The following is a 24330-nucleotide window of genomic DNA, read 5'->3' on the forward strand; positions in this document are numbered from 1 at the left end:
GGGCTACTCGCGGCCTGGTGGAAGCCCAAGGACTAACGGGGCCACCCTCAGCTTGGGAATCGGATTGATCGACGTTTCAGGCCTGGTGCTAGCTGGCTGGCGAGCGGAGGGGCGACGGCGACAAGCTGTGGTTAACCGATGTTGCCCCTTGCATCGGGCACGGATCGGGCACGAGGCAGGTGGGCCGGCGGAAAGGCTAGCTCTGTCGAGCCCAGACGCTTTCCGCTAGGGCCTGCGTGTAGGTGCTCTGGGGCCTGGCACCGTGTCTGACCCGACGACCGCCACCAAGCTCGCGCTGCGCAGCCTCGCCCGACGCTGGCTCGCACTCCAAGCCGAGGTCGACGACCTCGACAGCCACTTGGCCGCCCTCGTCACCGCCGCCGCCCCGGATCTGGTCGCGCTGCCTGGCGTCGGAGTCGACACCGCTGGGCAACTCCTCGTCACCGCCGGCGACAACCCTCACCGCTTGCACTCCGAAGCAGCTTTCGCCCGGCTCTGCGGCGTGGCCCCATCCGTCCAGTTCCGGACGCACCGACCGCCACCGCCTACACCGTGGCGACGACCGCGACGCCAACCGCGCCCTCTGGCGCATCACCCTCGTCCGCATGCGCTGCCACCAACCCACCAAGGGCTACGTCACCCGCCGCACCGCAGAAGGCAAGACCAAGACCGAGATCATGCGCTGCCTGAAGCGCTACATCACCCGACACACCTACCGGCTGCTCACGAACTCCGCATAGCCAACATCGGTCTCGACACCACTAGCCAGATCAGGCACGCTGCAACGGTGGCGATCGACACCACCGGCACATTCTGGCGCGGCGACGACATGGCCGACCTCGCCGACTACCTCCGCGAGTACCAGCCCGGCGGCTACCCGGTAGCTCGGGTTACGGAGATTATCTGCCAACCGTGCGGCGGCAAGACCTTCGCGGTCCTCGCCGACGACGAGAACGGGTGCGCACAGACACGGTGTCTGACCTGCAACGACCACGCCTTGATCGCGGACAGTGCCGACTACTGGCTAGACGCCGACCCGGAGGAATGCGCCTGCCCATGCGGCGGCGAAGCCTTCCAGGTCGCCGTCGGGTTCGCCCTGCGCGCCGACGGTGAAGTCCAGTGGGTCAGCGTCGGACTCCGCTGCACCCAGGATGGCACCCTTGGCGTCTACACCGACTGGAAGATCGACTACTCCCCGACCGGCCACCTGCTGATCGGCGCGGCATGACCCACGCGGCCCACCCGCTCTCTTGACAGAAATAGGAGCGTCCACTCAGCCGACAGTCGCTTGTCCTCCGTCGGCTGATGTGCGACACGCGTCCGCCAGACCAAGATCGTGCGCGTAACGTTGGTGTTCGCACCGCCCAAGGGCGGCAAACTGCGCGAGGTCCCGCTTCCCGACGCCGTCGCGATACGCCTTCGTGAGCACGCCGAGCAGATCGACCCGTACCGGTGACCCTGCCGTGGGGCACCCCCGACGGCGAACCTCGAACCGTCACGGTCTACCTGAGCACCGCCAACGGCGACCCGATCAGCCGGCCATCCTTCAACGCCAACGTGTGGAAGCCAGCCATCCGGGCAGCCGGCATCGAGGACACCCGGCAGAACGGCATGCACGTCCTGCGCCACACGTACGCCTCGGTCCTGCTCGACGCGGGCGAGAACATCAAGGCGCTGTCCCTGTACCTCGGGCACGCCGACCCGTGCTTCACGCTGCGGGTCTACACCCACCTGCTGCCGACCAGCGAGGACCGTACCCGCCGGGCGATCGACGCCGCCTTCGGGTACGGCCCAACCGACCCAGACGGCCTAGCGACGGCCCAGCCGGGAGCCGGAAGCGTTTTGCCCAGCTCAGGAACGGTGACGGCGTCACTTGGCGTTGAAGTAGTTCGCCTCCGGGTGGTGCACCACGATCGCGTCGGTGGCCTGCTCCGGAACCAACTGGAACTCCTCGGACAACTGCACCCCGATCCGCTCCGCGCCCAGCAACTCCACGATCTTCGCCCGGTCCTCCAGGTCCGGGCAGGCCGGGTAGCCGAAGGCGTACCGGCAGCCCCGGTAGTCGGTGCGCAGCAGACCGGCCAGGTCGGCCGGGTCGTCGTCGGCCACGGTGCCGCCGCCGGGCAGCACCAGCTCGGCCCGGATCCGCCGGTGCCAGTACTCGGCCAGCGCCTCGGTGAGCTGCACGGACAGGCCGTGCACCTCCAGGTAGTCGCGGTACTCGTTGCCGGCGAACATCTTCGCCGTGTACTCGCTGATCGGCTGCCCGACGGTGACCAGCTGCAACGCCACCACGTCGAGCTGGTCGCCCTTGGGCCGGAAGAAGTCGGCCAGGCACAGCCGCCGCTCCTGGCGCTGCCGGGGGAAGGAGAACCGGGCCCGCTCGCTGTGCCCGTTCTCGTCCAGCACCACCAGGTCGTTGCCCTCGGAGTACGCCGGGAAGTAGCCGTACACGACGGCCGCCTCCAGCACCTGGTCGGAGATCAGGCGGTCCAGCCAGTACCGCAGCCGGGGCCGACCCTCGGTCTCGACCAGTTCCTCGTACGACGGGCCCTTGCCGCCGCGGGCGCCGCGCAGCCCCCACTGGCCCAGGAACGTGGCCCGCTCGTCCAGCAGGGCCGCGTAGTCGGCCAGCGGTACGCCCTTGACGACGCGGGTGCCGAAGAACGGCGGCTTCGGCACGGACACGTCCAGCGCCACGTCGGAGCGGACCGACGCGTCGTCCAGCTCGGGCAGTGCCTCGCGGACCTGCGTCCGCTGCCGCTCGCGGCGCTCCCGGCGGGCCGCCAGTGCGGCCTCACGTTCCGGGTCGATCACGGGCGCGCCGCCGCGCTTGGCCGCCATCACGCGGTCCATCAGGGACAGCCCTTCGAACGCGTCGCGGGCGTAGTGCACCTGGCCCGGGTAGATCGACCGCAGGTCGTCCTCGACGTACGCGCGGGTCAGCGCCGCGCCGCCGAGCAGCACCGGCCAGCGCTCGGCCACGCCCCGGGAGGCCATCTCGGCCAGGTTCTCCTTCATGATGACGGTGCTCTTGACCAGCAGACCGGACATGCCGATCGCGTCGGCCCGGTGCTCCTCGGCCGCGTCGAGGATCGCGTTGATCGGCTGCTTGATGCCGATGTTCACCACGTCGTAGCCGTTGTTGGACAGGATGATGTCGACCAGGTTCTTGCCGATGTCGTGCACATCGCCCTTCACAGTGGCGAGCACGATCCGGCCCTTGCCGTCGTCGTCGGTCTTCTCCATGTGCGGCTCCAGGTAGGCCACCGCGGTCTTCATCACCTCGGCGGACTGGAGCACGAACGGCAGCTGCATCTGGCCGGAGCCGAACAGCTCGCCGACCACCTTCATGCCGTCCAGCAGCAGGTCGTTGATGATGGACAGCGGCGTACGCCCCTGCGCCATCGCGGTGTCCAGGTCGGCCTCCAGGCCGTTGCGCTCGCCGTCGATGATCCGCCGCTTGAGCCGCTCGTCCAGCGGCAGCGCGGCCAGTTCCTCGGCCCGGGTGGCGCGCGCCGATGCCGCGTCCACGCCCTCGAAGGCCTCGATGAACCGCTGCACCGGGTCGTAGCCCTCGCGACGGCGGTCGTACACCAGGTCGAGCGCCACCTCGCGCTGCTCGTCCGGGATCCGCGACATCGGCAGGATCTTGCTGGCGTGCACGATCGCCGAGGTCAGCCCGGCCTGGGCGCACTCGTGCAGGAACACCGAGTTGAGCACCTGCCGGGCCGCCGGGTTGAGGCCGAACGACACGTTGGAGATGCCGGCGGTGAAGTTGACGCCCGGATAGCGCGCGGCGATCTCCCGGATCGCCTCGATCGTCTCGATGCCGTCGCGGCGGGTCTCCTCCTGCCCGGTGGCGATCGGGAACGTCAGCGCGTCGATGAGGATGTCCTCCCGGCGCATCCCCCACCGCCCGGTCAGGTCGTCGATCAGCCGGCAGGCCACCCGTACCTTCCACTCCCGGGTGCGGGCCTGGCCCTCCTCGTCGATGAGCAGCGCCACGACGGCGGCGCCGTGCTCCCTGACCACCGGCATGATCCGCGCGTAGCGGGACTCGGGGCCGTCGCCGTCCTCGAAGTTGACCGAGTTGACCACGCACCGGCCGCCGAGCATCTCCAGCCCGGCCTCGATCACGGCCGGCTCGGTGGAGTCCAGCACGATCGGCAGCGTCGAGGCGGTGGCGAACCGGCCGGCCAGCTCACGCATGTCCTGCGTGCCGTCGCGGCCCACGTAGTCCACGCAGAGGTCGAGCAGGTGCGAGCCGTCCCGGGCCTGGCTGCGGGCGACCTCCACGCAGGCCTGCCAGTCCCCGGCGAGCATGGACTCGCGGAACGCCTTCGAGCCGTTGGCGTTGGTCCGCTCCCCCACCATCAGGATGCTGGCGTCCTGGGCGAACGGCACGTGGTGGTAGATCGAGGAGACCCCGGCCTCCGGCTTCGGCTCCCGCGCCACCGGCGCCCGCCCGCCCAGCCGCTCCACCAGCACCCGGATGTGCTCCGGGGTGGTGCCGCAGCAGCCGCCGATCAGGGCCACGCCGTAGTCGGTGACGAACTGCTCCAGCGCGTCGGCCAGCTCGTCCGGGCTGAGCGGGAAGTACGCGCCGTCGGCGGTCAGCACCGGCAGGCCGGCGTTCGGCATCACCGAGATCGGGATCCGCGAGTGCCGCGCCAGGTAGCGCAGGTGCTCGCCCATCTCCGCCGGGCCGGTCGAGCAGTTCAGCCCGATCAGGTCGACGCCGAGCGGCTCGATCGCGGTCAGCGCGGCGCCGATCTCGCTGCCGAGCAGCATGGTGCCGGTGGTCTCCACCGCCACCTGGCAGATGATCGGCACGTCCCGGCCGGCCTCGGCGCGGGCCCGCTTCGACCCGACCACCGCCGCCTTGACCTGGAGCAGGTCCTGGCAGGTCTCGATGATCAGCGCGTCCGCCCCGCCGGCGATCAGACCGGCGGCGTTCTCCTGGTACGCGTCGCGCAGCGAGGCGTAGCTCGCATGCCCGAGCGTGGGCAGCTTGGTGCCGGGGCCCATCGAGCCGAGCACGAACCGGGGGTGCTCCGGCGTCGCGTACGCGTCGGCTGCCTCCCGCGCGATCCGCGCGCCCGCCTCGGACAGCTCCCGGATGCGGCCGGGGATGCCGTACTCCGCGAGGTTGGGCAGGTTCGCGCCGAACGTGTTGGTCTCCACACAGTCCGCGCCGGCCGCCAGGTAGGCGTCGTGCACGCCGCGGACCACGTCCGGCCGCGTCACGTTGAGGATCTCGTTGCAGCCTTCGAGGCCGTCGAAGTCGTCGAGGGTGAGGTCGGCGGCCTGGAGCATCGTCCCCATCGCGCCGTCCGCGATCAGGATCCGATCGGCCAGCAGGTCACGCAACGAAATAGGCACATGCCCCAGGTTAGTGCGCCCGAGTGCGGCAGAGTCACCCGAACCGGGCCTTCCCACATTCTGCCCACCGGGCCGGCGTACACCTTTCCGCCGGTTCGCCCGGGTGGTCCGACCCGGCGACCGGCGCGGCCGACGGGCCGGGCCCCGCGGCGGCACGTAGGCTGACGGACGTGAAGGACAACAGGGGTGCGACAGTGCGACGGGGCGACGCCGCGCCCGACGAGCAGGGTGAGGTGACGGCGTGACCGAGTTCGACGGGCTGCCGGTACTGCGCTCGCCGGTCGCCATCGCGGCCTTCGAGGGCTGGAACGACGCCGCCGACGCCTCCACCGCCGCCGTGGAACACCTGGAGCAGGTCTGGCAGGCCCGGGAGGTGACCGAGCTGGACCCGGAGGACTTCTACGACTTCCAGGTGAGCCGCCCGACGATCACCATGGCCGACGGGGAGACGCGGCGCGTCGAGTGGCCCACCACGCGGTTCATGGTGGCCAGCCCGGAGGGCACCGAGCGGGACGTGGTGCTGATCCGCGGCATCGAGCCGAGCATGCGGTGGCGGACGTTCTGCGAGCAGGTGCTGGAGATCTGCCACAGCCTGGAGGTCGAGCGGGTGGTGCTGCTCGGCGCGTTGCTGGCCGACGTGCCGTACACCCGGCCGCTGCCGATTAGCGGCAGCGCGTCGGACGCCGACGCGGCCAAGCGCTACCAGCTCACCCCCACCCGGTACGACGGGCCGACCGGCATCGTCGGCGTGCTGCACGATGCCTGCACGCGGGCCGAGGTCGACGCGGTGTCGTTCTGGGTGCACGTGCCGCACTACGCGAACAACCCGCCCTGCCCGAAGGCAACACTCGCGCTGCTGCACCGGGTCGAGGAGGTGCTCGACCTGCCGGTGCCGATGGCCGACCTGGCCGAGGAGGCCGCCGAGTGGGAGCAGCGGGTGCGCAGCGCCGCCGAGCAGGACGCCGAACTCGGCGAGTACGTGCGTGAGCTGGAGGAACGGGTCGGCGACGCCGGCATCACCCCGTTGACCGGGGACGAGATCGTCCAGGAGTTCGAGAAGTACCTGCGCCGCCGCGGCGGTTCCGCCGGGCCGACCGCCGGCTCCTGGTAGTGCTCTCGCTCTGCTGAAGCCGGGCCTCGGATCGGGGCCCGGCTTCTTCGTGTCCGGGGTGGTGCGGTCACACCCTCTAGGGCATCCTAGGAACCTAGCTGTTCTGAGGAGGCGGGCAATGCAGATCAACCCGGGCGCGGCCGAGTTCCCGCACCGGCAGATCGCCGCGCAGCTCAAGGCCCAGGTGCGCCGCGGCGACTGGGGGCCGGGCGAGCGGCTGCCGTCCATCCCGGCCATCGCCGAGATGTTCGGCGTCGCCAAGCAGACCGTGCAGCGCGCCGTCGACCAGCTGCGGGTCGAGGGCATCCTGATCACCAAACCCGGCTCCGGTACGTACGTCCGGGGCACCCGGCGCCGCCTCAACCGCCTGTCCCGGGGCCGGTACGGCGGCTTCCGCGGCTACCACACCGACCTGGCCGCCCGGTACCGCCAGCAGCTCGTCTCCGTCGGCCGCTCCCCCGCCCCGTCCGAGGTGGCCGACGCGTTCGGCGTCGCCGACGGCACCGAGCTGCTCTGCCGGCGGCACCTGGTACGCACCGACGACTCCCCGGTCGAGGTCGGCGCGTCCTGGTTCCTGCCCGCCGACACCGCCGGCACGTCACTGGAGCGGGCCGAGGCATTCGGCCGGCCGCTCTACCAGGAGGCGGAGGAGGTCATCGGCCGGCGGTACGTCACCGCCACCGACACGATCAGCGCGCGTCAACCCAGCCGGGAGGAGGCGGAGATCCTCCAGATCCGCCCCGACACCCCGGTGCTGCACCTGTTGCACGTCGCCTACGACGAGCGGCACAAGCCGATCGAGGTCGCCCAGGCCACGTGGCCCGGCCCGATGACCACGCTCACCGAGGAGTACAAGATCCCCGCCCCCGCTCCCGACCAGGACCCCGACCCCGGCCTGGTCCTGGGCTGACCCGCCGCAACCCGGCACTCGGCACCCGCCCGGCACTCGGCGATCTTGCACTTTCCGCCCCGACAGACGGGGCATTCACGACATCCCGAGGGCCACAACTGCAAGATCGCCGAGGGCTGCGGGCCGGGCACCCCTGAGTGGAACACCACGGGTGTCAAACCGCCCTCGACACACCCGTCACGTTCCACCCGCTCCCCCGGTCGGCGCGATCTTGCACTTACGGACCCCGCCAACCTGGGCAAAACCGACGAAACGTGGGCAGCAAGTTCAAGATCGACGGCGCGGGAGGGCCGAGGCCGCGCGAGAGGGGCAGGGCTCGGCGGACGGACGAGGGCCGGGGCTAGAGGGCGATGCCGAGTAGGGCGTCCACCGTGTCGCGGAAGAGGGCCGGAGCGGTCTCGTCCTCGGTCACGCCGTTCAGGACGCCTTCGGCCCAACGGTCGGCCGCCGCCAGGGCGCCCGGAGTGTCCAGGTCGTCGGCCAGGCGCTCGCGTACCTCGGCCAGCAACGCCGCCCCCGACGGCCCGGCCGGCGCGGCGGCGGCCCGCCGCCAGCGGCCCAGCCGCTCCTGCGCCTCGGTGAGCAGTTCGTCGGTCCAGGAGCGGTCGCTGCGGTAGTGCCCGCTCATCAGCGCCAGCCGGACCGCCATCGGGTCCACCTTGTCGGCCCGCAGCCGGGACACGAAGACGAGGTTGCCCTGGGACTTGGACATCTTCTCGCCGTCGAGGCCGATCATGCCGGCGTGGACGTAGTGGTCGGCGAACGGCGCCTCGCCGGTCAGCCGCTCGGCGTGCGCGGCGGAGCACTCGTGGTGCGGGAAGATCAGGTCGTTGCCGCCGCCCTGCACGTCGATCCGGTCGCCGAGCAGGTTCAGCGCGATGACCGTGCACTCGATGTGCCAGCCCGGACGGCCGGCGCCCAGGTCGCCGCCGGGCCAGGACGGCTCGCCCTCGCGGGCGCCGCGCCACAGCAGTGGGTCGAGCGGGTCGCGCTTGCCGGCGCGTTCCGGGTCGCCGCCGCGCTCGGCGAACAGCTCGATCATCTGCTCGCGGGTCAGGTTCGACTCGTAGCCGAAGCGGGGCGCGGCGGCGACGTCGAAGTAGACGTCGCCGGTGCCGTCGTCGAGCCGGTACGCCGCGCCGTCCTTGAGCAGCATCAGCACCTTCTCGGCGATGTCCGGGATCGACTCGACCGCGCCGACGTAGTGCGCCGGCGGGATCATCCGCAGCGCCTCCATGTCCTCGCGGAACAGGGCGGTCTCCCGCATGGCCAGGACCTTCCAGTCCTCGCCGTCGCGCTCGGCGCGCTCCAGCAGCGGGTCGTCGATGTCGGTGACGTTCTGCACGTACCGCACGTCGAGGCCGGCGTCGCGCCACATCCGCTGCACCAGGTCGAACGTGATCATGGTGGCGGCGTGCCCGAGGTGCGTCGCGTCGTACGGGGTGATGCCGCAGACGTACATCGAGGCCGCGCCCTCGGGCCGGCTGGGATGGGCGCCCTGCCGCGCCGAGTCGTACAACCTCAGCGACACGCCCTCGCCGGGCAGCCGTGGCACGTCATGTCCCGCCCAAGACTCCATGACCGCCAGCCTAACGATCCGTCAGACGCTCGGGTGCCGCCCTACGGGTGATCAACGCGACAGCGGCTCACATCGGCGGCCAGGGCATCGCCGGCCACTCCTGCGGCGGCAGCGGGAACCGGCCGCTCTCGCCCAGCCGCTCGACCCGTTCCGCCAGCGCGGCCAGCTCACCGATGGTCAGGTGCTCGGCCAGCTCCTCGCCGAGCGGCCCGCGCAGCTGCCCGGCCAGGCCGTCGAGCATCTCCACCGCGTCCGGTGGCAGTTCGCGGCCGGCCCAGCCCCACAGCACCGTACGCAGCTTCTCCTCGACGTGGAAGCTCACGCCGTGGTCGACGCCGTAGATCCGGTCGTCCGGGCCGACGAGCACGTGCCCGCCCTTGCGGTCGGCGTTGTTGATCACCGCGTCGAGCACGACGAGCCGGGCCAGGCGGGGGTCGTCGGCGTGCGCCAGCGCGTACGCCGCCCCGTCGTCGTCGCGGGCCGCGGCCACCGGGAACCAGCGCGGCGGGATCTCCCGCGCCGGCACGAACCCGACCAGCGGCTCGGCGTCGTCCGGCTCGTCGATCCAGAGCTGGCACGAGCCGGGACCGAACGGCCCGTCGCGCAGCACGGTCGGGGGCACCAGGTCCCAGCCGGTGGCCCGGGACACGAGGTAGGCGGACACCTCCCGGCCGGCGAGCGTGCCGTCCGGGAAGTCCCAGAGCGGGCGTTCGCCGCGTACCGGCTTGTAGACGCAGTGCGCCGTCACGTCGCCGAGCGCGATGACGCCGCGCAGCGTCGCGTTGGAGGCGTCGACGAGCCGCCCCTCCAGGGTCAGCTCACCGTCGGCGAGCAGCCGCAGCGCCTCGGCGCCGTCCTGTCGGGGCTGCAGTTCCGACGAGGTCACCGGTGATAGCCGTTGTGCCGGGGGCAGAGGTGACCGGCCGGGTCGAGCGGCTGGCCGCACAGCGGGCAGGGGGGCCGGCCGGCGTTCACGACGCGCTTGGCGCGTTCGATGAACTCGCGGGTCGCCTCCGGGGTCAGCCGCACCCGGAGGCGGTCGAGGTCGTCGTCCGGCTCGTCCGGGTCCTCGTCGGCGTCGTCGTCCGCGTCGCCCAGCTCGACCTCGACCTCCGCCTCGCCGACGGCGATCGCCTCGATCACCACCGTGGCGGTGTCCACGTCGAAGGCCAGGCCCAGCGTGCCGACCCGGAACTCCTCGTCCACCGGCGTGTCGAGCGGCTCGTTGTCGCCGGTCACCGTGGTGACCGGCTCCGGCAGCTTCACGCCGAAGCGGCGCTGCGCCTCGGCGAGCAGCTCCTCGAGCTTCTCGGCGAGCAACGACACCTGGACCTTCTCCAGCGACACGCTGACCAGCCGGCCGCCGCCGCGCGCCTGGAGGAAGAACGTGCGCTCCCCCGGCGGGCCGACCGTACCGGCGACGAACCGCTCCGGCGGCTCGAAGGCGTGCACCTGGTGCGTCATACCCACGACCCTATCCGGCGTGTGGAAGCGCCGCGCAGCCCACCGACGCCGAATCCGCCCAGAGCGAACGCGCCGCGGCACGCCCGGCTCACCCGGCCGCGCCCGCGCCTCCGCCGACCGCCGCGTCGGACTCGGCCGCACGCGCCGGGCGCCGGCGCCGCTTGCGCGGCGGCGGGACCAGCGCCGACAGGTCACCGCCGGTGTCGTTGAGCCGGACCAGGAACGGCCGCAACGGGGTGTAGCGGATCGCCGTGACCGACGCCGGGTCGGCCACGATCCGCTGAAAAAGATCAAGGTGTACGCCGAGCGCGTCCGCCACGATCGCCTTGATCACGTCGCCGTGGCTGCACGCCAGCCAGACCGCCTCCGGCCCGTGCTCGGCGGTGACCCGCGCGTCCCACGCCCGTACCGCGGCCACCGCGCGCGCGGACATCGCCGCCATCGACTCGCCCTGCGGGAACGCGGCGGCGCTCGGGTGCTGCTGGACCACCGGCCACAGCGGCTCCTTCGCCAGCTTCTTCAGCGACTGCCCCTCCCAGTCGCCGTACCCGCACTCGATCAACCCGTCGTCCACCACCGGCTCGACGCCCGGCAGCGCCAGGTCGAGGGTCTGCCGGCAGCGGATGAGCGGGCTGGTCACCACCGCCGCCAGCGGCAGCCCGGCGAGGCGCGCGCCGACCGCCGCCGCCTGCGCGCGGCCGGTGTCGTCGAGCTCGACCGGTTGCCGCCCGGCCAGGCCGCCGTCGGCGTTCGCGGTGGTCCGGCCGTGTCGCAGAAGCAGAAGGGTCGCCACGCTGACCACCCTAGGCGGTACGCCCCTCGGATGATCGTCCCGCCACGACACCCCCCACCTCCCCGCCCCCGCACACCGGTTCCCGAACCTCCACCCGTCGGCGTCGATCATGAAGCTGCACCAGGCAAAACGGACACCAATCCCGGTCAACCTCATGGTCGACACCAGCAGCCCGAGGCAGCGGCGGCCCGCTACCACCCAAGGGGGCGCGTTGGGCGGCAGCCGGAGATCTTGGACGATTTCGGCCCCCATGAGGGCCGTTTCCTTCCAAGATCTCCCGTGGTGTCCGTGCGCCGGGACCCGCTCGCACCGACATTCGCCCTGCGCCGGCTCTCTGCCGCCGCAGGATGGAGATCTTGGTACGTTCCCGCCCTTACGGGGGCCGTTCCGTACCAAGATCTCTCGCGAGCCCTTCGAGACCGCCGTCGGCGGCTCGACCTTCCGATTGATCATGAAGTTGACGGTGACAAACCGGACGCGAGGTGCCGTCAACTTCATGATCGACCCTCGCGGGCCACGGTCGGGGGTGGGGGTGGAGGGCCGGGAGGCGGGTGTCCCGCGGTGCGTCGGCTGTCCGGTTTCAGGGTGGTCGGGGGCACCCGGGCGGCGGAATCGGGGACAGTGGCGGGGCGTTGTACCTGGTGAACGACCGCAGCAGCGCCCCCGCACCCGCAGCACGCGGGCGGCAGCGTCCGGGAATGATCCCGGGCCGGCGGTCGTTGGACATGTCTCCGGCGCAACCAGCGAGCCCGCAACGCCTCCCCAGGGCGTCCGCGGGCCGCGTGAACAGACGCCGGGTCCCCCGAACAGACTTGCTTGAGCGCCTGACGGTGCCCACGCATCCCCCCGGATGCGTCGACCCCCGAACGGAGCCCACCATGAACAGCATCCTGCGTAAGAGCATCCTCGGTATCGCCGGTCTGACCGTCGCCGGCGGCCTCGCCGCCGGCCCGCTCAACCACGACGACACCAGCACCCCCACCACGCGGGACGCCGCGGTCACCACGACGCAGGCCGCCGCGAAGCTCGACAGCGCCACGCTGATCCCGCACGGCGTGCAGGGCAACCAGTCCCACATCGACCTCGACGACGAGCAGACCGCCAACGTGAAGGCGATCATCGCCGCGACGAAGAAGGCCGGCATGGACGAACGCGCCGCGGTCGTCTCCATCGCCACCGCACTGCAGGAGTCGAAGCTGGAGAACCTCGGCCACCTCGGTGACCGTAACGACCACGACTCCCAGGGCCTGTTCCAGCAGCGTCCGTCCTCCGGTTGGGGCACGGTGGAGCAGATCACCGACCCCGAGTACTCGACCACGGCGTTCCTGAAGGGTCTGAAGCAGGTCGACGGCTGGCAGGACATGCCGCTGACCAAGGCCGCCCAGACCGTCCAGGTGTCCGCCTACCCGGACCACTACGCCCAGTGGGAGCAGCAGGCCGCCGACCTCGTCGCCGAACACTGGAACAGCTGAGAGAACAAGTGAGACACAGCGGAAGGCCGGCACCCCGAACCAACGGGGTGCCGGCCTTCTCGCGTGCCAGAGACGGCGTCAGGTGGCGCTGATCGTGCCGGTCGCCAGGAGGCAGATCACCAGGCTGCCCAGCGCCACCCGGTACAGCACGAAGACGTACAGCGTGTGGTGGGCGACGTAGCGCAGCAGCCAGGCGATGGCCGCGTACCCGACGGCGAACGCGATGAGCGTCGCGATCACCATCTGCGCCACGCTCGGCGCGGCGGTGCCCGGCGCCGACGGCTCGAACACGTCCGGCAGGCTGAACACGCCGGAGATCACCACGGCCGGGATGGCCAGCAGGAACGAGTAGCGGGCCGCGGTCTCCCGGGTCAGGTTGAGCAGCAGGCCCGCGGTCAGGGTGCCGCCCGACCGGGACACGCCGGGGACCAGCGCCGCGGCCTGGGCGAAGCCCATCACCACGCCGTCGCGCATCCGGAAGTTCTCCAGCGTGCGGGTCTGCCGGCCCCAGTACTCGGCGAAGGCCAGCAGCATCGCACCGATGATCAGCGTGCAGGAGATCAGCCAGAGGTTCCGGCCGGCGGTGCGGATCTGGTCCTTGAAGATCAGCCCGAAGATGCCGATCGGGATGGTGCCGACGATGACGTACCAGCCCATCCGGTAGTCGAGGCTGGAACGCACCGAGCGGTCGACCAGGCCGACGAACCAGGTCCGGACGATCCGCCAGATGTCCTTGGCGAAGTAGATCAGGACGGCGGCCTCGGTGCCGAGCTGGGTCACCGCGGTGAACGACGCGCCCGCGTCCCGGCCGAAGAACAGGGCCGAGGTGATCCGCAGGTGCCCGGACGAGGACACCGGAAGGAACTCGGTCAGTCCCTGGACCAGGCCCAGGACGACGGCCTCGATCCAGGTCACTCGCCGACTCCGGACAGCTCCAGCGCCTCGGCGACGGTACGCAGGGTCTGCACCCCGCTCTCCCGGTCGGCCACGAACAGCGACACCGACAGCGTGGTCACGCCCGCGGCGGCGTACTCCCGCATCCGCTCGGCGATGCGCTCCTTGGGGCCGAGCAGCGAGGTGCGGTCGATGAACTCCATCGGTACGGCGGCCGCCGCGTCGCGCTGCCGCTTGGCCAGGTAGAGGTCCTGCACCTCGCGGGCCGCGTCGCCGTAGCCCATCCGGGTGGCGAGCTGGTTGTAGAAGTTCTGCTTGCGGCTGCCCATGCCGCCCACGTACAGCGCGGCGTACCAGCGGACCAGCTCCGCGCAGGTGGCGATGTCGTCGCCGACCACGACCGGCACGGACGGCACCACGTCGAAGCCGGCCAGCTCCTTGCCCGCCGCCGCGCGGCCGGCCCGGACCGAGGCGAGGTGCTCCTCGGCGAACTCCGGGGAGTAGAAGACGGCCAGCCAGCCGTCGGCGATCTCGCCGGCCAGTTCCAGGTTCTTCGGGCCGACGGCGGCCAGGTAGATCGGGATGTGCTCGCGCGGCGGGTGGAAGCCCAGCCGCAGCGCCTTGCCGGGGCCGTCGGGCAGCGGCAGCGCGTAGTGCTCGCCGTCGTACGCGACCTCCTTGCGGGCCACCGCGAGCTTGACGATGTCGACGTACTCCCGTGTGCGGGCCAGCGGCTTGGCGAACCGGACGCCGTGCCAGCCCTCGGAGACCTGCGGGCCGGACACGCCCAGGCCGAGCCGGAACCGGCCGCCGGAGAGCGTGTCGATTGTCGCGGCGGTCATCGCGGTCATGGCCGGGGTACGGGCCGGGATCTGCATGACCGCGGCGCCCACGTCGATGCGCTCCGTCTGCCCGGCGATCCAGGCCAGCATGCTCGGCGAGTCCGAGCCGTACGCCTCCGCGGCCCACACGACCGAGTAGCCGAGCCGGTCCGCCTCCTGGGCCAGCGCCAGGTGGTCGAACGGCGTGCTCCACGCCGTCTGGTATCCGAGGTTGAGCCCGAGTCGCACTGATCCTCCCACCGTCCGCACCACAGGTCGCATCAGGTTACGCAATGAGCGTGGCGCCCTCGACGTCCGGCTCGCCCCGAACATGTCACACCGGGCGGAGGTCGCGCGGGAAGTTGACTGCGGCGAGGATATCCGTGACGCCGGGTTCGAAATAAGGTTCACCCATGCAACAGCGACCGCTCGGCCGAAGCGGGCTGGCGGTATCGCGGCTCGCGCTCGGCACCATGACCTGGGGACGGGACACCGATGCCGACGACGCGGCCGCCCAGCTGAAGAGCTACCTCGACGCGGGCGGCAACCTCGTCGACACCGCCGACGTGTACGCCGACGGCGACGCCGAGTCGGTGATCGGTTCGCTGCTGGGCAGCCTGGTGGACCGCGACGAGCTGCTGATCGCCACCAAGGCGGGCCTGCGGCCGGGCAGCCGCCGCCGGGACGGCTCGCGCGGTCATCTGCTGCGCACGCTGGACGCCTCGCTGCGCCGGCTGGGCACCGACCACGTCGACCTGTGGCAGGTGCACGGGTACGACCCGGACACCCCGCTGGAGGAGACGCTCTCCGCCCTGGACCACGCGGTGTCCAGCGGGAAGGCCCGCTACGTGGGTGTGTCGAACTTCTCCGGCTGGCAGACCGCGCGGGCCGCCGCCTGGCAGGCCGCCTGGCCGGGGCGCGCCCCGGTGGTCGCCGCGCAGGTGGAGTACTCGCTGCTGGAGCGCGGCGTGGAGCGGGAGGTGCTGCCCGCCTGCGCGGGGATGGGGCTGGGTGTGCTGCCCTGGTCGCCCCTGGGCCGGGGTGTGCTCACCGGCAAGTACCGCAACGGCCGCCCGGCCGACTCGCGGGCGGTGTCGCCGCACTTCGAGCGTTTCGTCGCCACGTACCTGGAGCCGCGCTGCTCCAGCATCGTGGAGGCGGTCGCCATCGCGGCCGGCGGGCTGGGCGTGTCGCCGCTGGAGGTGGCACTGGCCTGGGTGCGGGACCGGCCCGGTGTGACCGCGCCGATCCTCGGTGCCCGCACCGTCGGGCAGCTGCTCGGCGCGTTGCAGGTGGAGCGGATGACGCTGCCGGAGGAGATCGTCACGGCGCTGGACGACGTGTCGGCCGTACCGGTGGGCTACCCGGAGCGCGACGGCTGAGCCGGGTGAGGGCGATCCGGGTCACCCGCAGGGGGTGGCGGAGGGCCCGCGACCTGGGCAGCATAGGGGCATGGACTACGAATACGCGCCGCTGCGGTTGCCCTCGAACGTCGATCGGCTGACCGCCGCGGCGCAGCTGGCGATCCAGGCCGAGTTCTCCGGCTGGGAGCTGGCCCGGGTGCGGCTCTACCGGGACGGCACGCGGCAGGTGGTGCTGCGGCGCCGCCTGGTCAACCAGTCGCAGCCGGGCCTGTCGTACTGACGAGGGGCCCGTCCCCGGGGCCGCGCGACGCGGCGCCGCCCCGGGGACGCGCACGGCCTAGTGCGCGTGGTCGTGCTCCTCGTCGAGCTCCATGAACGGGTGCTCGTCGAGCCGGCCGACCAGCCGGTCGTCGGCGGCCGGCTGGAACGGGCCGACCGGGTCGTCGTCGTCGAACGACTCCAGGTCGACAGGGGTGCCGACCTCGCTGACCATCACCACACCGTCCAGCGGCTCCAGCTCCGGCACGTCGAGCGCGGACAGCGAGCCGTCGCCGCTCTGCAGCAGCTCCAGCACCGCCTCGCCGACGCCCTCGACCGGCGCCGGCTCGTCCTCCTCCGGGGTGCCCTCCCGGCGGGCCGCCTCGGCCGCGCGCAGCAGGGCGGCGACGCTCGGCACCCGGTAGTCGCGCCGCTGCCGCACCGAGATGACCCGCGGGTGCGGGTCGGTGGGCTCGCCGCCCTCGACGGCGCCGAAGCGCTCGTCGGCCTCGTCCGGGTCGATCGACTCCACGTCCCAGGGCGTCACCTCGCCGAACGCGTCGAGCAGCTGCTCGTCGTAGGCGAACGAGGCGTTGTTCAACGCGACGTACGCCTGCCAGACGGCGTCGTCGTCGATCCGGCCCTGGGCGGCCCGGACGGCGGCCAGGTGGGCGCGGGCGGCGTCGATCACCCGCTCGAGGGCGGCGTCCAGCTCACCGTGCTGGTCGGTCATGTGTGGCAGTCCCTTCGCGATGGGGGGAGGTTCCGCGCCGGCGGCGCCGCGGCGGGCGCGGTCAGCAGGTACGGAGGAAGCGGTCCAGAACCCGCACGCCGAACTGTAGTCCGTCCAGCGGAACCCGCTCGTCGATGCCGTGGAACAGGCCGGAGAAATTGAGGTCGGCGGGCAGCCGCAGCGGCGCGAAACCGAAGCAGCGGATGCCGAGCTGGGAGAACGCCTTGGCGTCGGTGCCGCCGGAGAGCATGTACGGCACCGGGTGGGCGCCCGGGTCCTCGGCGCGCAGCGCCTCCGACATCCGCGCCACCAGGTCACCGTCGAACGTGGTCTCCAGGGCCGGCTGGCGCTGGACGTACTCGATGGCGATGTCCGGCCCGACCAGCTCGCGCAGCTGCCGCTCCAGTTCCTCGCTCTGCCCGGGCAGGCTGCGGCAGTCGATGGTGGCGGTGGCCCGGCCGGGGATGACGTTGTCCTTGTAGCCGGCGGCCAGCCGGGTCGGGTTGGCGGTGTTGCGGACGGTCGCGCCGATGATGTTGGCGATCGGGCCGAGCTTGGCGATCGCGGTCTCCGGGTCGTCCGGGTCGATCTCGATGCCGAGCACGTCGGACACCTCGGCCAGGAACGCCCGTACGGTGTCGGTCATCACCACCGGGAAGCGGTGCCGGCCGATCCGGGCGACCGCCTCGGCGAGCGCGGTGACCGCGTTGTCGTCGTGCACCATCGAGCCGTGGCCGGGGCGGCCCCTGGCGCGCAGGCGCAGCCAGTCGATGCCCTTCTCGGCGGTCTCGATCAGGTAGAGGCGGCGCTGCTCGTCGACCGAGTAGGAGAAACCGCCGACCTCGCCGATCGCCTCGGTGCAGCCGTCGAACAGGTCGCGGTGGTGCTGGGTGAGGAAGTGCGCGCCGTAGTCGCTGCCGGCCTCCTCGTCGGCGGTGAAGGCGAGCACGACGTCGCGCCGGGGGCGGACGCCGGTGCGCTGCCAGTCACGGACCACGGCGAGCACCATGGCGTCGAAGTCCTTCATGTCGATCGCGCCGCGGCCCCACAGGTAGCCGTCACGGATCTCGCCGGAGAACGGGTGCACCGACCACTCGTCCGGGTCGGCGGGCACCACGTCGAGGTGGCCGTGCACGAGCAGCGCGTCGCGGCCGGGCTCGGTGCCGGGGATCCGGGCGACCAGGTTGGCCCGGCCGGGCGCCGACTCGTGGATCTCGGCGTCGACGCCGACCTCGGCGAGTTTCTCCGCCACGTACTCGGCGGCGCGCCGCTCCCCTGCGCTGGTGTCGTTGTCGCCGGTGTTGGTGGTGTCGATGCGCAGCAGGTCGCGGCAGAGGTCGACGACCTCGTCGGTGGCGTCGGGTCGGGCGGGGGCGGCGTCGCTCGTCATCGCTTCCTTATACCAGCAGGTGAGGTGGTCGCGGGCCGCCGGTGGCACGGCGGCGGTTTCGCGGATCGCCGCGCCGGGTACCGCCGGACCGCCCGGACATCGACTCCGGCCGTCACGAGGAGGGCACCATGACCGTCCCCCTGCCGCCGCTGCCGCCCGCCGCCGACGACGCGTACCGGCCGGGTGGGCGCAGCGTCGCCGACCTCGTGGACACCGAGCACCGGGCGCTGCTGGGGCTGGCCGACCGGGTCACCGATCCGGCGCTGGACGCGGCCGGCCGGCGCGAGGTGCTCGACGTCCTGACCGCCGCGGTGTCCCGGCACCTGTCCGCCGAGGAGCAGTACCTGTTCCCGGCCGCCCGCGCCGCGATGCCGGACGCCGCCGAGCTGGTCGAGCGGGAGATCGAGGCCGACGCCGGGCTGCTGACCGCGCTCAAGAAGCTGTCCGGGGCGGACGACCCGGCGGTCGCGGACGTGGCCGAGCGGGTCCGCCGGCACGTCAGCCGTGTCGCGGCGCTGGTCACGCCGCTGCGCGAGGTGGCCAGCGACGCCGACCTGATCCGGCTGGGCAACCGGTGGGAGATCGCGGAGGAGGCGGCGCCGACCCGCCCGCACCCCGGCACGCCCGCCACCCCGCCCTGGAACAAGATCGTCGAACCGGCGGTCGGGGTCCTGGACAAGGTGCGCGACGCGGTCACCGGACGGCGTACCCGGCTGAGCGACCTGGAGCATCCGCGCGAGGGGTGAGCCGATCGCCCCTTCCGTGTATCGGTTCGTGGTCCTACCGTCACGGTATGGATCTGGAGCTGCGACACCTGCGTGTGGTCTGCGCGATCGCGGAGACGGGGAGCGTCACCAAGGCCGCCTCGGCGCTCGGCCTGGCCCAGCCGGCGCTGACCGCCCAGCTTCAGCGGATCGAACGGGCGCTGGGCGGGCCGTTGTTCGAACGGGACCGCCGCGGCGCCCGTCCCACCGCGCTGGGTGAGCTGGTGCTGGACCGGGCGCGGGTGCTGCTGCCGGCGATGAAGGGCCTGCGGGACGAGGCGGCCCGGATGGCCGGTGCGGGCGATCCGCTGCGCCGGTACCGCTTCGGCGGGGTGAACAGCCCGATCCTGGGCCGGCTGGTGCACCGGCTCGCCGCCGAGCGGCCGGACGCGCAGATCACCACGTACGGCTCCTGGTCGGTGGACGAGCTGGCGCAGATGGTGGCCGGTGGCCGGCTCGACTTCGCGCTGACCGGCGTGTGCGGCGACTCGACGCCGTCGGCCGGGTTCGGGCTGAGCTGGCGGGAGGTGGCGGTCGAGCCGATCTGCGTGCTGCTGCCGCAGACCCACCCGCTGGCCGGCCACGCCGAGGTCGACCTGGTCGACCTGCGGCGCGAGCGGTGGGTGGCCGCGCCCGGCGACGGCTGCTTCGGCGACTGCTTCGCCGCCGCCTGCGCCCGCGCCGGCTTCACCCCGAAGAAGGTGTACGAGGCGGACGTGCGGGCCGCGCTGGACCTGGTGGACGCGGGCGAGGCGGTGGCGTTGTGCCAGGCCACGTTCCGTCCGGTGGCCGGGCTGGTCACCCGCCGGCTCGCCGGCACGCCGCTGCGCTGGCGGCTGCTGCTGGGCTGGCATCCGGACGTGCCCGCCGCGGCGGTGGCCGAGCCGGTGCTGGCGGCGGCGGTCGCGGCGTACACCGACGCGCTGGCGAACCATCCGGAATACCTGGGGTGGCTGCTGGCGCATCCGGAGTTCGGCGTGCAGCCCAACGGCTCGGGCGGGGTGCGAATCGCCTGAACCCGGGTATCACCGGCGACATGACTGATCTGTATCCGGCCGCCGACCAGCGGGAGCTGCTGCGCCAGGCGGCCACCGCGCACACCAGCGCCTCCGCCGAGGTGGAGGCGTTCCTGCGCCGGTTGCCGGAGGTGCCGGGTCCGGCCGACGTGACCGAGTACGCCAACCTGCTCAGCCGCGAGGAACGCGCCCGGGCCGACCGGCAGGCCGCGGCGGACGCGGCCGGGCTGCGGCTGCCCAGCCTGGAGTCGGAGTAGCCGGCGGCGCCCGGGCGGTGGTCCGCCCGGGCGCCGTCGTACCGGCTCAGCGTTCGACGAGTACGTCGTGGCCGAGGTCGAGCAGGGCGTGCCGCCACTCGTCGTCGGCGTTGCCCCGGCGTGGCCGCTGCGCGGTCAGCTCCCGGATCCGGGTGATCGCCTCCTGCATCACCTCGATGTCCTCCGGCGTGAGGTCCACCTTGCGCTTGCGCAGCACGGCGAGGATCTGACGGCCCGGCTCGGGCAGGTCGAGGTCCGGATCCGGGCCGAACGCCTCCTCCCCCGAGCCGCGGGTCAGCAGCCACTGCCGCAGCGTCTCGGAGGGCACGTTCACCTCGGCGTGGAAGTCGTCCCAGATCACCTCGACCTCGGGGTCGAGTCGCGCCTCGCGTACCATCACGCCTCCTCTCCCGGCGGCGGCCCGGATGCCGGCTCGCCCTCGTTCGGTGGGTGCTGTTTCAGGCCCTCCGGCGGCACCCGCACCCGGGCCGGGTTCGCCGTCGGGGCCGCCTCGATCGGTTCACCGGCCCCGGTGTCGTCGGGGACTTCCTCGGGTTCGGTCATGTCCGCCCTCCGGTCCTTCGGTGACGGCCCGTCCCGGTCCGGCCGGGACGGGCCCCGGCCGGTCATCGGGGATGGGACGTGGTGGCCGGCGTGTAGCCGCGCTCACCGGCGGCGACGTCGAAGACGAGCTGGCCGTCGCGGGTGTCGACGGTGACCTTCTGCCCCGGTGAGACCTCGTGCTCCAGCAGCATCCGGGACAGCCGGTTGTCGACCTCGCGCTGGATCACCCGGCGCAGCGGGCGGGCGCCGAACTCGGGCTGGTAGCCGTGCTCGGCGAGCCAGTCGACGCCGGCGGTGCTGAAGTCGACCTGGATGTCCTGGGCGTGCATGCGGCGGCGGGTCTCCTCCAGCAGCAGCCCGGTGATCTGGCGCAGCTGCTCGGCCTCCAGCCGCTGGAAGATGATCACCTCGTCGATGCGGTTGAGGAACTCCGGGCGGAAGTTCTCCTGCAGCCGGCGCATCAGCCGCTCCCGCAGCTCGTCGCTCTCCTGCTCGCCGGGCGCACCGGTGGCGAACCCGACGGTGCGCTGGGTGCCGGTGATCAGCTCCGAGCCGAGGTTGCTGGTCATGATCAGGACGGTGTTCTTGAAGTTCACGGTACGGCCCTGGCTGTCGGTGAGCCGGCCGTCGTCGAGCACCTGGAGCAGGATGTTGAACACGTCCGGGTGCGCCTTCTCGATCTCGTCGAGCAGCACCACCGCGTACGGGCGGCGGCGAACCGCCTCGGTGAGCTGGCCGGCCTCCTCGTAGCCGACGTATCCGGGCGGGGCGCCGACCAGCCGGCTGACCGTGTGCCGTTCCTGGAACTCGCTCATGTCCACCCGGACCATCCGGTCCGCCTCGCCGAACAGCGCCTCGGCCAGCGCCCGGGCCAGCTCGGTCTTGCCCACGCCGGTCGGGCCGAGGAACAGGAAACTGCCCATCGGCCGGTCCGGGTCGGCCAGGCCGGTACGGGACCGGCGTACCGCCTCGGCGACGGCGGTGACCGCGTCGTCCTGCCCGATCACCTTCTCGTGCAGGTGCCCCTCCAGGCGCAGCAGCCGGTCGCGTTCCTCCTCGGTGAGCTGGGTGACCGGGATGCCGGTGGCCCGGGAGACCACCTCCGCGATCTCCGTCGGCCCCACCTCGGGCACGTGGTTGGGGCCCTCGTCGCCACGGGCGCGGCGGACCTGGTCCTCCAGTTCGGCGAGCCGGTCGCGCAGCGCGGAGGCCCGCTCGTACTGCTCGTCGGAGACCGCCTGCTCCTTGTCCCGGCGCGTCTCGTCGAGCTGCTGCTCCAGCTCGCGCACGTCCTCGGCGGGGGTACGGGTGCGCAGCCGCACCCGGGCGCCGGCCTGGTCGATCAGGTCGATCGCCTTGTCCGGCAGGAACCGGTCGGTGACGTACCGGTCGGACAGCTCTGCGGCGGCCACCAGCGCCTCGTCGGTGAACCGGACCTGGTGGTGCGCCTCGTACCGGTCGCGCAGGCCGCGCAGGATCGAGATGGTGTCGTCGACTGTCGGCTCGGGCACCAGCACCGGCTGGAACCGGCGGGCCAGCGCGGCGTCCTTCTCGATGCTGCGCCGGTACTCGTCGAGCGTGGTCGCGCCGATCACCCGCAGCTCGCCGCGCGCCAGGGCCGGCTTGAGCATGTTCGAGGCGTCCATCCCACCCTCGCTGCCGGCGCCGCCCGCGCCGACCAGCGTGTGGATCTCGTCCAGGAAGATGATCAGCTCCTCGCGGTGGGCGCGGATCTCGTCGATCACCTTCTTCAGCCGTTCCTCGAAGTCGCCCCGGTAGCGGGTGCCGGCGACCAGGCCGGACAGGTCGAGCTGGATCACCCGCTTGCCGATCAGCGTCTGCGGCACGTCGCCGTCGCAGATCCGCTCCGCGAGGCCCTCCACGATCGCGGTCTTGCCGACACCGGCCTCGCCGATCAGCACCGGGTTGTTCTTGGTGCGCCGGGACAGGATCTCCACCGCCTGCTCGATCTCGTCGGCCCGGCCGACCACCGGGTCGATCTGGTCCATCCGGGCCAGCTCGGTGAGGTCCTGGCCGTACTGGTCGAGCGTCGGGGTGCCCCGGTCCGGGCGCGGGGCGTTCGTCGCGCCGCGCTCGGCGCTGGCCGCCTGCAACGACTCGGGCTGGATCCGGCCGGCGGCGAGCATCCGGCCGGCCGGCGACTCGGGGTTCAGCGGCAACGCCATCAGGATGTGCTCGGGACCGATGTAGTTGGCGCCCATCGCCCGGGACAGCTGGTGGGCGTCGAGCAGCGCCCGCTTCGCGGCCGGGGTCAGCGACAGGTTCGGCGGCACCTCGCCGCGCGGCGCGCCCTCACCGCGCCCGCCCAGCGCGCCCAGCAGCGCGTCCGGGTCGGCGCCGGCCCGGCGGACCAGGTCGCGCAGCGGCTCGCGCTGCAACGCCGCCCAGAGCAGGTGGTCGGTGTCCAGGTCGTTGCTGTGCTTCTGCGCGGCGCGGCGGGCCGCGTCGGCGAGCATCTCCCGGGCGTCGGCGGTCATCAGGCGGGTGATGTCGACCCGGTGCGCCGGCCGGCGTCCCCCCTCGCCCCGGCCGAAGTATCGGGCCAGGAACTCGTCCCAGGGGTCGTTGCCGAAGTCACCCGGTCCCATCATCTCGTCCTCCGCAGTCAGTCGGCACGACCGGCACCCGGCACGCGCGGCACGGTCGGCGGTGGCTACCCGGCGGTCGGCGCGACAAACGCGACCGGATGGCAGGCTGGGGGCATGGAGAGCAGACCGCTGCTGATCGTGGACGGCGCGAACGTGGTGGGCTCGCGCCCGGACGGCTGGTGGCGGGACCGGGCCGGCGCGGCGGTCCGGCTGCGCGACGCGCTGGCGCCCGTCGGGGAGGCGGGGGTGCCGCCGGAGCTGCCGCCGCCGGTGCAGGTGGTGCTGGTGGTGGAGGGCGCGGCCCGGCACGTGGCGCCCGCGCCCGGCGTGGAGGTCGTCTCCGCGCCCGGCTCCGGCGACGACACGATGGTCGAGCTGGTCGCCGCCGCGCCGGACCGGCGGCGGGTGGTGGTCACCGCCGACCGGGAGCTGCGCGAGCGGGTGGCCGCGCTGGGCGCGGAGGTCCGCGGCCCGCGCTGGCTGGTCCGCTAGGTCAGCCGGTCCCGTCAGCAGGACCGAGGAGTCCGCCGGCGGGACTGCCCGATCCCGTGTGCCGGACTCTTCGCGCACGTCAGGGCCGGAACCGGACACCGGGGCCGCAACGCCGCGAGGGTGGATGTTCGTCCACCCGCCGGGATGGGTTGTAATGGAGATCTCTTCCGCCCCCAGGAGGTCCCCGTGGCGAGCGTCGCCGAGCTGAAGGCCGCCATCGATGTCGCTCTCCAGCAGATCGGTGACGGCCAGACAGCGGTGCAGGCGGCCGGCGAGAAGCTGGCCGAGGCGCAGCAGACGCTGGCCGGCGCGCTGGAGGGCAGCGGCCACGAGACGGTCGAGGCGGCCCAGGCCTCGTTGACACAGGCCGGCCAGGAGTTGGAGGAGTGTCTGGCCGCGACACTCGTCGCGGTGGAGCAGGCTCAGATCTACGTCGCGACGCTCTGAGGCCGGC

24 protein-coding genes and 2 pseudogenes are annotated in these 24330 nt (G+C 72.5%); 14 read left to right on the forward strand and 12 right to left on the reverse strand.

The window, feature by feature from the left end; translation table 11 throughout:
- Positions 1–262: 262 nt before the first annotated feature.
- The 4 genes and pseudogenes from ACN27C_RS25695 to ACN27C_RS25710 form a co-directional block, all read left to right on the forward strand.
- Positions 263–463 (forward strand): annotated as a pseudogene (locus ACN27C_RS25695) (IS110 family transposase); the annotation flags it as partial.
- Positions 464–605: 142 nt separating this feature from the next.
- Entirely contained in the window at positions 606–740 is a 135-nt protein-coding gene (locus tag ACN27C_RS25700; protein ID WP_422751712.1) for a hypothetical protein, read from the forward strand.
- Positions 741–787: 47 nt separating this feature from the next.
- Positions 788–1228 carry a hypothetical protein gene (locus tag ACN27C_RS25705; RefSeq protein WP_350815729.1) on the forward strand — a complete coding sequence of 147 codons (441 nt, stop codon included), beginning with the start codon at positions 788–790 and terminating at the stop codon, positions 1226–1228.
- Between the two features lie 329 nt (positions 1229–1557).
- A pseudogene (locus ACN27C_RS25710) lies at positions 1558–1677 on the forward strand (site-specific integrase); the annotation flags it as partial.
- Positions 1678–1869: 192 nt separating this feature from the next.
- Here ACN27C_RS25710 and metH read toward each other — a convergent pair.
- Positions 1870–5385 carry a methionine synthase gene (gene metH / locus ACN27C_RS25715; RefSeq protein ID WP_422748661.1) on the reverse strand — a complete coding sequence of 1172 codons (3516 nt, stop codon included), beginning with the start codon at positions 5383–5385 and terminating at the stop codon, positions 1870–1872.
- Between the two features lie 241 nt (positions 5386–5626).
- Between metH and ACN27C_RS25720 the strand changes: the two genes are divergently transcribed.
- The gene (locus ACN27C_RS25720) at positions 5627–6496 is read left to right on the forward strand and encodes a PAC2 family protein (protein ID WP_422748663.1); all 870 of its coding nucleotides are present in this window, start codon (positions 5627–5629) and stop codon (positions 6494–6496) included.
- Between the two features lie 118 nt (positions 6497–6614).
- Entirely contained in the window at positions 6615–7406 is a 792-nt protein-coding gene (locus tag ACN27C_RS25725; RefSeq protein WP_422748665.1) for a GntR family transcriptional regulator, read from the forward strand.
- A gap of 340 nt (positions 7407–7746) precedes the next feature.
- Here ACN27C_RS25725 and mshC read toward each other — a convergent pair whose 3' ends face one another.
- The 4 genes from mshC to ACN27C_RS25745 all read right to left on the reverse strand — a co-directional run bounded on the left by mshC (position 7747) and on the right by ACN27C_RS25745 (position 11251).
- Positions 7747–8985 carry a cysteine--1-D-myo-inosityl 2-amino-2-deoxy-alpha-D-glucopyranoside ligase gene (gene mshC / locus ACN27C_RS25730; RefSeq protein ID WP_422748667.1) on the reverse strand — a complete coding sequence of 413 codons (1239 nt, stop codon included), beginning with the start codon at positions 8983–8985 and terminating at the stop codon, positions 7747–7749.
- A gap of 67 nt (positions 8986–9052) precedes the next feature.
- Complete coding sequence (locus ACN27C_RS25735) at positions 9053–9871, reverse strand: SCO1664 family protein (RefSeq protein ID WP_091328289.1); 819 nt, start codon at positions 9869–9871, stop codon at positions 9053–9055.
- Positions 9868–10449 carry a DUF3090 domain-containing protein gene (locus ACN27C_RS25740; protein WP_013286077.1) on the reverse strand — a complete coding sequence of 194 codons (582 nt, stop codon included), beginning with the start codon at positions 10447–10449 and terminating at the stop codon, positions 9868–9870. Before ACN27C_RS25740 ends, ACN27C_RS25735 begins: the two co-directional genes overlap by 4 nt.
- Before the next feature lie 88 nt (positions 10450–10537).
- Positions 10538–11251: a histidine phosphatase family protein gene (locus ACN27C_RS25745; RefSeq protein ID WP_121685071.1), complete on the reverse strand. Its 714-nt coding sequence runs from the start codon at positions 11249–11251 to the stop codon at positions 10538–10540.
- An 869-nt stretch (positions 11252–12120) separates the two neighbouring features.
- Between ACN27C_RS25745 and ACN27C_RS25750 the strand changes: the two genes are divergently transcribed.
- Complete coding sequence (locus ACN27C_RS25750; RefSeq protein ID WP_422748670.1) at positions 12121–12714, forward strand: hypothetical protein; 594 nt, start codon at positions 12121–12123, stop codon at positions 12712–12714.
- Positions 12715–12792: 78 nt separating this feature from the next.
- On the opposite strand, the gene ACN27C_RS25755 is transcribed toward ACN27C_RS25750, so the two are convergent.
- Complete coding sequence (locus ACN27C_RS25755; RefSeq protein ID WP_252453980.1) at positions 12793–13629, reverse strand: undecaprenyl-diphosphate phosphatase; 837 nt, start codon at positions 13627–13629, stop codon at positions 12793–12795.
- Complete coding sequence (locus ACN27C_RS25760) at positions 13626–14678, reverse strand: LLM class F420-dependent oxidoreductase (protein ID WP_422748672.1); 1053 nt, start codon at positions 14676–14678, stop codon at positions 13626–13628. The genes ACN27C_RS25755 and ACN27C_RS25760 overlap by 4 nt, the downstream gene beginning before the upstream one ends.
- A gap of 164 nt (positions 14679–14842) precedes the next feature.
- On the opposite strand from ACN27C_RS25760, the gene ACN27C_RS25765 reads away from it, so the two are divergent.
- A complete protein-coding gene (locus tag ACN27C_RS25765; RefSeq protein ID WP_013286071.1) occupies positions 14843–15811 on the forward strand; it encodes an aldo/keto reductase in 969 nt (322 codons plus the stop codon).
- A gap of 70 nt (positions 15812–15881) precedes the next feature.
- A complete protein-coding gene (locus ACN27C_RS25770; RefSeq protein WP_030274256.1) occupies positions 15882–16073 on the forward strand; it encodes a DUF5703 family protein in 192 nt (63 codons plus the stop codon).
- A 57-nt stretch (positions 16074–16130) separates the two neighbouring features.
- Here the strand turns inward: ACN27C_RS25770 and ACN27C_RS25775 are convergent, their stop codons facing one another.
- Both ACN27C_RS25775 and ACN27C_RS25780 read right to left on the reverse strand, forming a co-directional pair.
- Positions 16131–16784, reverse strand: coding sequence for a hypothetical protein (locus ACN27C_RS25775; RefSeq protein ID WP_013286069.1), 654 nt, complete (start codon positions 16782–16784; stop codon positions 16131–16133).
- Between the two features lie 61 nt (positions 16785–16845).
- A complete protein-coding gene (locus ACN27C_RS25780) occupies positions 16846–18174 on the reverse strand; it encodes a M20/M25/M40 family metallo-hydrolase (RefSeq protein ID WP_422748675.1) in 1329 nt (442 codons plus the stop codon).
- Positions 18175–18302: 128 nt separating this feature from the next.
- Here ACN27C_RS25780 and ACN27C_RS25785 point away from each other — a divergent pair, with 128 nt between their 5' ends.
- From ACN27C_RS25785 to ACN27C_RS25795, 3 genes are read left to right on the forward strand one after another with little or no spacing between them, the layout of a single operon-like run.
- A complete protein-coding gene (locus ACN27C_RS25785) occupies positions 18303–18920 on the forward strand; it encodes a hemerythrin domain-containing protein (protein WP_422748677.1) in 618 nt (205 codons plus the stop codon).
- Positions 18921–18967: 47 nt separating this feature from the next.
- Complete coding sequence (locus ACN27C_RS25790) at positions 18968–19954, forward strand: LysR family transcriptional regulator (RefSeq protein ID WP_047893392.1); 987 nt, start codon at positions 18968–18970, stop codon at positions 19952–19954.
- Positions 19955–19974: 20 nt separating this feature from the next.
- Positions 19975–20211, forward strand: coding sequence for a hypothetical protein (locus tag ACN27C_RS25795; protein ID WP_120570108.1), 237 nt, complete (start codon positions 19975–19977; stop codon positions 20209–20211).
- A gap of 46 nt (positions 20212–20257) precedes the next feature.
- On the opposite strand, the gene ACN27C_RS25800 is transcribed toward ACN27C_RS25795, so the two are convergent.
- From ACN27C_RS25800 to ACN27C_RS25810, 3 genes are all read right to left on the reverse strand, one after another.
- Positions 20258–20608 carry a DUF3140 domain-containing protein gene (locus ACN27C_RS25800; RefSeq protein WP_120570109.1) on the reverse strand — a complete coding sequence of 117 codons (351 nt, stop codon included), beginning with the start codon at positions 20606–20608 and terminating at the stop codon, positions 20258–20260.
- A complete protein-coding gene (locus tag ACN27C_RS25805; protein WP_162959103.1) occupies positions 20608–20775 on the reverse strand; it encodes a hypothetical protein in 168 nt (55 codons plus the stop codon). The genes ACN27C_RS25800 and ACN27C_RS25805 overlap by 1 nt, the downstream gene beginning before the upstream one ends.
- A gap of 62 nt (positions 20776–20837) precedes the next feature.
- A complete protein-coding gene (locus ACN27C_RS25810; RefSeq protein WP_422748681.1) occupies positions 20838–23387 on the reverse strand; it encodes an ATP-dependent Clp protease ATP-binding subunit in 2550 nt (849 codons plus the stop codon).
- A gap of 111 nt (positions 23388–23498) precedes the next feature.
- Between ACN27C_RS25810 and ACN27C_RS25815 the strand changes: the two genes are divergently transcribed.
- Entirely contained in the window at positions 23499–23876 is a 378-nt protein-coding gene (locus ACN27C_RS25815) for a hypothetical protein (RefSeq protein WP_422748683.1), read from the forward strand.
- Between the two features lie 186 nt (positions 23877–24062).
- The gene (locus ACN27C_RS25820; RefSeq protein ID WP_091428014.1) at positions 24063–24323 is read left to right on the forward strand and encodes a hypothetical protein; all 261 of its coding nucleotides are present in this window, start codon (positions 24063–24065) and stop codon (positions 24321–24323) included.
- Positions 24324–24330: the final 7 nt, after the last annotated feature.

This window comes from Micromonospora sp. WMMD1219 (assembly GCF_049315215.1).
Lineage (GTDB): Bacteria > Actinomycetota > Actinomycetes > Mycobacteriales > Micromonosporaceae > Micromonospora > Micromonospora tulbaghiae.

What these genes read in the sequence shown, in the direction of transcription:
- ACN27C_RS25700 (WP_422751712.1), top strand. Translation starts at nt 606, where the DNA reads ATGCGCTGCCACCAACCCACCAAGGGCTACGTCACCCGCCGCACCGCA.
- ACN27C_RS25725 (WP_422748665.1), top strand. Translation starts at nt 6,615, where the DNA reads ATGCAGATCAACCCGGGCGCGGCCGAGTTCCCGCACCGGCAGATCGCC.
- mshC (WP_422748667.1), bottom strand. Translation starts at nt 8,985, where the DNA reads ATGGAGTCTTGGGCGGGACATGACGTGCCACGGCTGCCCGGCGAGGGC.
- ACN27C_RS25740 (WP_013286077.1), bottom strand. Translation starts at nt 10,449, where the DNA reads ATGACGCACCAGGTGCACGCCTTCGAGCCGCCGGAGCGGTTCGTCGCC.
- ACN27C_RS25750 (WP_422748670.1), top strand. Translation starts at nt 12,121, where the DNA reads ATGAACAGCATCCTGCGTAAGAGCATCCTCGGTATCGCCGGTCTGACC.
- ACN27C_RS25765 (WP_013286071.1), top strand. Translation starts at nt 14,843, where the DNA reads ATGCAACAGCGACCGCTCGGCCGAAGCGGGCTGGCGGTATCGCGGCTC.
- ACN27C_RS25770 (WP_030274256.1), top strand. Translation starts at nt 15,882, where the DNA reads ATGGACTACGAATACGCGCCGCTGCGGTTGCCCTCGAACGTCGATCGG.
- ACN27C_RS25775 (WP_013286069.1), bottom strand. Translation starts at nt 16,784, where the DNA reads ATGACCGACCAGCACGGTGAGCTGGACGCCGCCCTCGAGCGGGTGATC.
- ACN27C_RS25780 (WP_422748675.1), bottom strand. Translation starts at nt 18,174, where the DNA reads ATGACGAGCGACGCCGCCCCCGCCCGACCCGACGCCACCGACGAGGTC.
- ACN27C_RS25785 (WP_422748677.1), top strand. Translation starts at nt 18,303, where the DNA reads ATGACCGTCCCCCTGCCGCCGCTGCCGCCCGCCGCCGACGACGCGTAC.
- ACN27C_RS25790 (WP_047893392.1), top strand. Translation starts at nt 18,968, where the DNA reads ATGGATCTGGAGCTGCGACACCTGCGTGTGGTCTGCGCGATCGCGGAG.
- ACN27C_RS25795 (WP_120570108.1), top strand. Translation starts at nt 19,975, where the DNA reads ATGACTGATCTGTATCCGGCCGCCGACCAGCGGGAGCTGCTGCGCCAG.
- ACN27C_RS25800 (WP_120570109.1), bottom strand. Translation starts at nt 20,608, where the DNA reads ATGGTACGCGAGGCGCGACTCGACCCCGAGGTCGAGGTGATCTGGGAC.
- ACN27C_RS25805 (WP_162959103.1), bottom strand. Translation starts at nt 20,775, where the DNA reads ATGACCGAACCCGAGGAAGTCCCCGACGACACCGGGGCCGGTGAACCG.
- ACN27C_RS25810 (WP_422748681.1), bottom strand. Translation starts at nt 23,387, where the DNA reads ATGATGGGACCGGGTGACTTCGGCAACGACCCCTGGGACGAGTTCCTG.
- ACN27C_RS25815 (WP_422748683.1), top strand. Translation starts at nt 23,499, where the DNA reads ATGGAGAGCAGACCGCTGCTGATCGTGGACGGCGCGAACGTGGTGGGC.